Annotated in this window: 7 protein-coding genes; 5 read left to right on the forward strand and 2 right to left on the reverse strand. The window is 61.0% G+C overall.

Annotated features, from left to right (window positions below; all coding sequences use genetic code 11):
- The first annotated feature begins 56 nt into the window (after positions 1-56).
- The 3 genes from dnaQ (at position 57) to F6S08_RS12660 (ending at position 3845) form a co-directional block, all read left to right on the forward strand.
- Complete coding sequence (dnaQ, locus tag F6S08_RS12650) at positions 57-797, forward strand: DNA polymerase III subunit epsilon (RefSeq protein WP_176718769.1); 741 nt, start codon at positions 57-59, stop codon at positions 795-797.
- A 202-nt stretch (positions 798-999) separates the two neighbouring features.
- A complete protein-coding gene (locus F6S08_RS12655; protein ID WP_315871668.1) occupies positions 1000-3255 on the forward strand; it encodes an Orn/Lys/Arg decarboxylase N-terminal domain-containing protein in 2256 nt (751 codons plus the stop codon).
- Positions 3256-3275: 20 nt separating this feature from the next.
- Positions 3276-3845, forward strand: a complete 570-nt coding sequence (locus tag F6S08_RS12660; RefSeq protein ID WP_027606492.1) for a GNAT family N-acetyltransferase — start codon at positions 3276-3278, stop codon at positions 3843-3845.
- Here the strand turns inward: F6S08_RS12660 and F6S08_RS12665 are convergent.
- Positions 3842-4735, reverse strand: coding sequence for a LysR substrate-binding domain-containing protein (locus F6S08_RS12665; RefSeq protein WP_115486251.1), 894 nt, complete (start codon positions 4733-4735; stop codon positions 3842-3844). The genes F6S08_RS12660 and F6S08_RS12665 overlap by 4 nt on opposite strands.
- Positions 4736-4916: 181 nt before the next feature.
- On the opposite strand from F6S08_RS12665, the gene F6S08_RS12670 reads away from it, so the two are divergent.
- Positions 4917-5261 carry a hypothetical protein gene (locus tag F6S08_RS12670; RefSeq protein WP_065927912.1) on the forward strand — a complete coding sequence of 115 codons (345 nt, stop codon included), beginning with the start codon at positions 4917-4919 and terminating at the stop codon, positions 5259-5261.
- Positions 5262-5324: 63 nt separating this feature from the next.
- On the opposite strand, the gene F6S08_RS12675 is transcribed toward F6S08_RS12670, so the two are convergent.
- The gene (locus F6S08_RS12675) at positions 5325-5561 is read right to left on the reverse strand and encodes a hypothetical protein (protein WP_065927911.1); all 237 of its coding nucleotides are present in this window, start codon (positions 5559-5561) and stop codon (positions 5325-5327) included.
- A gap of 226 nt (positions 5562-5787) precedes the next feature.
- Between F6S08_RS12675 and F6S08_RS12680 the strand changes: the two genes are divergently transcribed.
- On the forward strand, positions 5788-6345 hold the full coding sequence (locus F6S08_RS12680; RefSeq protein ID WP_027606488.1) for an NADPH-dependent FMN reductase: 558 nt from the start codon (positions 5788-5790) through the stop codon (positions 6343-6345).
- The last annotated feature ends 169 nt before the right edge of the window (positions 6346-6514 follow it).

Below are 6514 nucleotides of genomic sequence, written 5' to 3' on the forward strand. Positions count from 1 at the left end.
TCCTTGACTCACACCACACTGCACACCACACCGTTGAGAGCTGAACCCTGATGGCCATCCGATCTGTTGTACTCGATACCGAAACCACCGGCATGCCGGTGACCGACGGCCACCGGATCATTGAAATCGGCTGTGTCGAACTCATGGGTCGGCGCCTCACCGGTCGTCACTTCCACGTCTACCTGCAACCGGACCGCGACAGTGACGAAGGCGCCATCGGCGTCCACGGCATCACCGACGAGTTCCTCAAGGGCAAGCCGCGTTTCGCCGAAGTGGCCGATGAGTTCTTCGAATTCATCAACGGCGCCCAGTTGATCATCCATAACGCGGCGTTCGACGTCGGCTTCATCAATAACGAATTTGCCCTGATGGGGCAGACGGATCGTGCGGATATTTCCAAGCACTGCTCGATCCTCGACACCTTGATGATGGCCCGTGAGCGTCACCCGGGCCAGCGCAACAGCCTCGATGCCTTGTGCAAACGTTATGGCGTCGACAACTCCGGCCGTGAACTCCACGGCGCCTTGCTCGACTCCGAGATTCTCGCCGACGTTTACCTGACAATGACCGGCGGGCAGACCAGCCTGTCCCTGGCCGGCAATGCCTCCGACGGCACTGGCTCGGCGGAAGGCTCGGGCAACCGCCCTTCGGAAATCCGCCGCCTGCCGGCCGATCGCAAGCCCACCACCATCATTCGCGCCAGCGAGCAGGATCTGGCCGAGCATGCGGCGCGGTTGGAGGCTATTGCGAAGTCGGCGGGTGCGCCGGCGTTGTGGACCCAGCTAACACAACAATAGCCCTGCGTAGGTATGATCAAAATGTGGGAGGGGGCCTGCCCCCGATAGCGGTGTATCAGCCAATCAAATATGAGCTGGCATACCGTCATCGGGAGCAAGCCCCCTCCCAGGGTTGACCTCCATTGCTTTCAGAATCTTCATTCGCGTCATCGTCCCCGAGCTTCTACCCTTGAGTGCATAGCCCTCAGGACTACACGCCCTCATGTACAAAGACCTGAAGTTCCCCGTGCTTATCGTGCACCGCGACATCAAGGCCGACACCGTTGCCGGCGACCGGGTTCGGGGCATCGCCCGGGAGTTGGAACAAGAGGGCTTCAGTATCTTTTCCGCCGTGGACTACGCCGAAGGCCGGCTGGTGGCGTCGACCCATCACGGCCTGGCGTGCATGCTGATCGCCGCCGAAGGCGCCGGTGAGAATACCCACCTGCTGCAAAACATGGTCGAGCTGATCCGCCTGGCCCGCCTGCGGGCGCCGAACCTGCCGATTTTTGCCCTGGGCGAGCAGGTCACCCTGGAAAACGCCCCGGCCGATGCCATGAGCGAACTCAACCAGCTGCGCGGCATTCTCTACCTGTTCGAAGACACCGTACCGTTTCTCGCCCGCCAGGTGGCCCGTGCTGCCCGCACATATTTGGATGGCCTGCTGCCGCCATTCTTCAAGGCGCTGGTGCAACACACCGCCGACTCCAACTATTCCTGGCACACCCCCGGCCATGGCGGTGGCGTGGCCTATCGCAAAAGTCCGGTGGGGCAGGCGTTTCATCAGTTCTTCGGGGAAAACACCCTGCGCTCGGACTTGTCGGTCTCGGTGCCCGAACTGGGCTCGCTGCTGGATCACACCGGGCCCCTGGCCGAAGCCGAAGCCCGCGCCGCGCGCAACTTCGGCGCCGACCATACCTTTTTCGTGATCAACGGCACGTCCACCGCCAACAAGATCGTCTGGCACTCCATGGTCGGGCGCGATGACCTGGTGCTGGTGGACCGCAACTGCCACAAGTCGGTGTTGCATTCGATCATCATGACCGGTGCCATCCCGCTGTACCTGTGCCCGGAGCGCAACGAATTGGGCATCATCGGTCCGATTCCCCTGAGCGAGTTCAGCCCGGAATCGATCCGCGCCAAGATCGACGCCAGCCCCTTGACCCGCGGCCGGCCCCCCAAGGTGAAGCTGGCCGTGGTCACCAACTCCACCTACGACGGCCTGTGCTACAACGCCGAGCTGATCAAGCAGCAATTGGGCAACAGTGTCGAGGTGCTGCACTTCGATGAAGCCTGGTACGCCTATGCGGCGTTCCACGAGTTCTTTGCCGGGCGCTACGGCATGGGCACCTCGCGTACCCCGGACAGCCCGCTGGTGTTCACCACCCACTCCACCCACAAGCTGCTGGCGGCGTTCAGCCAGGCCTCGATGATCCATGTGCAGGACGGCGGCGCGCGTCAACTGGACCGCGACCGTTTCAATGAAGCCTTCATGATGCACATCTCCACGTCGCCGCAGTACAGCATCATTGCTTCGCTGGACGTCGCCTCGGCGATGATGGAAGGCCCGGCCGGGCGCTCGCTGCTGCAGGAAATGTTCGACGAGGCCCTGAGTTTTCGCCGCGCCCTGGCCAACCTGCGCCAGCATATCGCCGCCGAAGATTGGTGGTTCTCCATCTGGCAGCCGCCGTCGGTGGCGGGCATCGACCGCGTCGCCACGGCGGATTGGCTGTTGCAGCCGCAGGATGACTGGCACGGCTTTGGTGACGTGGCTGAAGACTATGTGCTGCTGGACCCGATCAAAGTGACCCTGGTGATGCCCGGCCTCACGGCCGGCGGTGCCTTGAGCGAGCATGGGATTCCCGCCGCAGTGGTCAGCAAATTCCTCTGGGAGCGTGGGCTGGTGGTGGAAAAGACCGGGCTGTATTCGTTCCTCGTGTTGTTTTCCATGGGCATCACCAAGGGCAAATGGAGTACCTTGCTCACCGAGTTGCTGGAGTTCAAGCGCAGTTACGACGCGAATGTCAGCCTCGTCAGTTGTTTGCCATCGGTGTTTGCCCAGGGCCCGGCGCGCTATCAGGGCCTGGGTTTGCGCGACCTGTGCGATCAATTGCACGGCTGTTACCGCAGCAACGCCACCGCCAGGCACCTCAAGCGCATGTACACGGTGTTGCCGGAAATCGCGATGAAACCCGCCGACGCCTATGACCAATTGGTAAGGGGCGAAGTGGAGGCCGTGTCCATTGATGCCTTGCCAGGACGCATTGCAGCCGTGATGCTGGTGCCTTATCCGCCGGGCATTCCGTTGATCATGCCGGGCGAGCGCTTTACCGAGTCGACCCGGTCGATCATCGACTACCTGGCGTTTGCCCGGACGTTCGATAGCAGTTTCCCCGGTTTTGTTGCCGATGTTCACGGGTTACAACACGAAGATGACGGCAGTGGTCGTTGTTACACCGTCGATTGCATCAAGGGTTAAGGATGTTTATGCAAGCTGTAATGAACCCGAAGTATCCAGGGCTCAGTGTGCGGGTCGCCGACGAGGGCTTCGACGCCTACGTGTGGGGCAATGATTTCAGCTTTGAGGTCAGTGCCTATGGCGTGCCGGAGATGGGCAGGCGGGTCGATCAATGGCCGGTGGAGCGCATCGTGCCGTACCGCAAGTGCTATGGCATCGACCCGGAAGAATTCGCCAGTTTTCGCGATGCGCCGGACAGTGCGATCTTCATGGCCTACCTGGATGATCGTGCGGTCGGGCATATCGTGGTCAGCACCAATTGGAACGGCTTTGCCCACGTTGACGAGCTGGCGGTGGCCTTGCCTGCCCGTCGGCACGGGGTGGCCAAGGCGTTGCTGGATGTGGCGCAGTTCTGGAGCCGCAAGAAAAACCTGCCGGGCATGATGCTGGAAACCCAGAACAACAACCTGGGTGCCTGCCGCCTGTATGAGCGTTGCGGCTACGTGATGGGCGGGATCGACCACCTGCGCTATCGCGGCATCGACCCGCAAACCCGTGAAGTGGCGATTTTCTGGTATCGGTTGTTCAAGACCGACGCCGAGCGGCGTTAACTTTCCAGCAGGCCCTGGGCCTTTTGCGTGACGATCTCCAGTAACGCATTCAGCGCAGGCGAGGTCACGCCATCCTTGAGTGTCAGCGCATACAGGCTGACCAGGATCGGCGGCGATACCGGGCATGTATCCAAACCCGCCTCACGCGCGCCAAACGCGGTGAACGGGTCGACAATCGCCAGGCCTTCGCCGGCTTCCACCATGCTGCGCATCATCTGGTAGGTCTGCACCCGTGTCTGCACCACCGGCAGCGGGCGCAAGGCTTGCAGCTTGGCGTCCAGCAGGCGGCTGAGCGGGTCGTGTCCTTCGAGCCCGATCATCGCTTGCCCGGCCAGGTCCTGCAGCGCAATGTACTTCTGCTTGGGCTTGAGCCAGCCGTGGGGCGCCAGCAATTGCAATTTGCCTTGGGCCAGCACCGTGCTGTGGATTTGCGGGTGTTCCGGGTCATGCAGGCTCAGGCCCACCTCGGCCTCGTGCAGCAGCAGGCTGCGCACGATTTCCCGGGTTGGCTGGCTCGACAGGTTGCACGGCGTGTCCTGGAAGCGTCGGCGCAGCAGCGCAATGCTCTGGGGCAGCAGTTGATTGGCCAGGGGCGGCGTGCACAAGGCGCGCAACGTGGGGGCGTGATGGTGTTTCAAGCGGCTGGCCAAGCGTTGCACCGGTTCCAGGGCTTCGTACACATGGGCCATTTCTGCCTGCAACTCCAGGGTTTCCCGTGTCGCCTGCAAACGCCCGCGCACACTGGCAAACAGCATGAAGCCCAATTGCCGCTCGGCCTCCTTGAGGGCCGCGTCGACATCGCCCACGGGAAGTTGCAACCATTCGGCGGCGGTGCCGAGGTGTCCGGTCTGCAGGATGGCCTGAATCACTTCGATATGACGTAAACGCATGGCCGGAGTCTATGTGCAGCGCCGTGGGGATTCAATGGTGCATGCCGTCGTGCGCAAAAAAGACGGTGTGGGTCGCGTATGTCGCTGGCGTTCAGCCAGGACCTCACTAGAATGGCGAGTCTGATCATCAACGACCAATGCCGATTACCGGCACATACAACAAAAACAGGTCTGGTCTCCTATGCCTCTGCCCTCGACAGTTCTCGGGGTAACGGTCAAGCAACTGCTGGTCCTGGTGACCGTAGGGTGCGTGGCTGCTTATCTCTTCAGCAATCACGATGAATCAGCTCCGGAAAACCTCACGCTTGAGGCATTTATCCGTGCCCAGGAGCCAGTCGCCGCGCAGGTCGGCACGGTGCTGGGCATGACGCAGGTCAAGCAGGTGGTGGCGTATCCGGGGTACAACTCGCCGGGCTACAGGCGGGTGATGTACGCGGTGGAAGGCGAGCGGGGCCGGTTGATGGTGACGCTCAAGCAAGTGGACGGTGAGTCGGGGCTTGAAGTGACGGAAATTCGCAGCCCGTGACCGCCCGGCCCAGTCGATGCCGTCAATGGCCGGGACTGAGCAGGTACGCCTGGGCGATCAAGCTTATGAGGCGAGGACGGTCTGCGATTCGCGGACGATAATGGTCCCCGACTGAATCAGCTTGAACTCATCGCCTTCGAGTTTTTCTACCCGGTCGCCAATGGCCAGCTTGTAGGTGGTGGTGGGTGCCGAGCCAGCCAGGTCGCCTTGCGCCGGGTTGGATTCCTGGAACTCATGCACCGAATACACGCGTCCTTCTGCGTCTCTGGCATGAAACTGTCCGACTAGTACTGCTGCCATCTGTTTAGAACCTCTGGAGATAAACACTCAATTCGCGGTGCTGTAGACCGTCATAAAGAGGGGGAGTTTACCTATTGAAAAAAAATACTATTCGCTGACATTTTCAGACGGTTCCTACGCATCAAATCGCGGGCCAAACGTCTGGAGGATTATCAAAACCTTCTGGTGAACGCACTGCGAAGCCTTTATAACTACAAGCTCCCTTAGTCAGACGTCGAGAAACCCAATGAGCAAGGTCTACACGATTGCCGTCCTGGTTGGCAGCCTGAGAAAAGACTCGATCAACCGCAAGGTCGCCCTGGCACTGGCCGAAATGGCCCCCGCCAACCTGAAGTTGAACATTGTGGAAATTGGCGATTTGCCGCTCTACAACGAGGACATCGACGGGGCATCGCCGCCCGCAGCCTACAGTACTTTCCGTCAGCAGGTACGTTCATCCGACGCGGTGTTGTTTGTGACACCGGAGTACAACCGCTCCGTACCCGCGCCGTTGAAGAATGCGATTGACGTCGGCTCCCGTCCTTATGGCCAAAGCGCCTGGAGCGGCAAGCCGGGGGCGATCATCAGCGTATCCCCGGGCGCCGTTGGCGGTTTTGGCGCCAACCACCATCTGCGCCAGTCCCTGGTGTTCCTCGATGTGCCATGCATGCAGCAGCCGGAAGCCTACCTGGGCGGAGCGGGCAGCGTGTTCGATGACGCCGGCAAGGTGTCGGAAAAGACCAGGCCGTTCCTGCAGGCATTTATTGATGCCTACGGCAAATGGGTAGAAAAACAGACAGCTTGAATCTGCGCCATTGTCCACTGTGGGAGGGGCAAGCCCTGACGCCAGTCAGTTAAGGATGAACACTGTAACTGTGGTGAGCGGGCTTGCCCCGCGCTGGGCTGCGCAGCAGCCCCAATAAGAGCGCTGCAGTGTGCCAGGCAGGTCCGGGGCTGTGTTTTGGGGCTGCTGC

It is taken from the genome of Pseudomonas sp. JV449 (assembly GCF_032424295.1).
Taxonomy (GTDB): domain Bacteria; phylum Pseudomonadota; class Gammaproteobacteria; order Pseudomonadales; family Pseudomonadaceae; genus Aquipseudomonas; species Aquipseudomonas marginalis.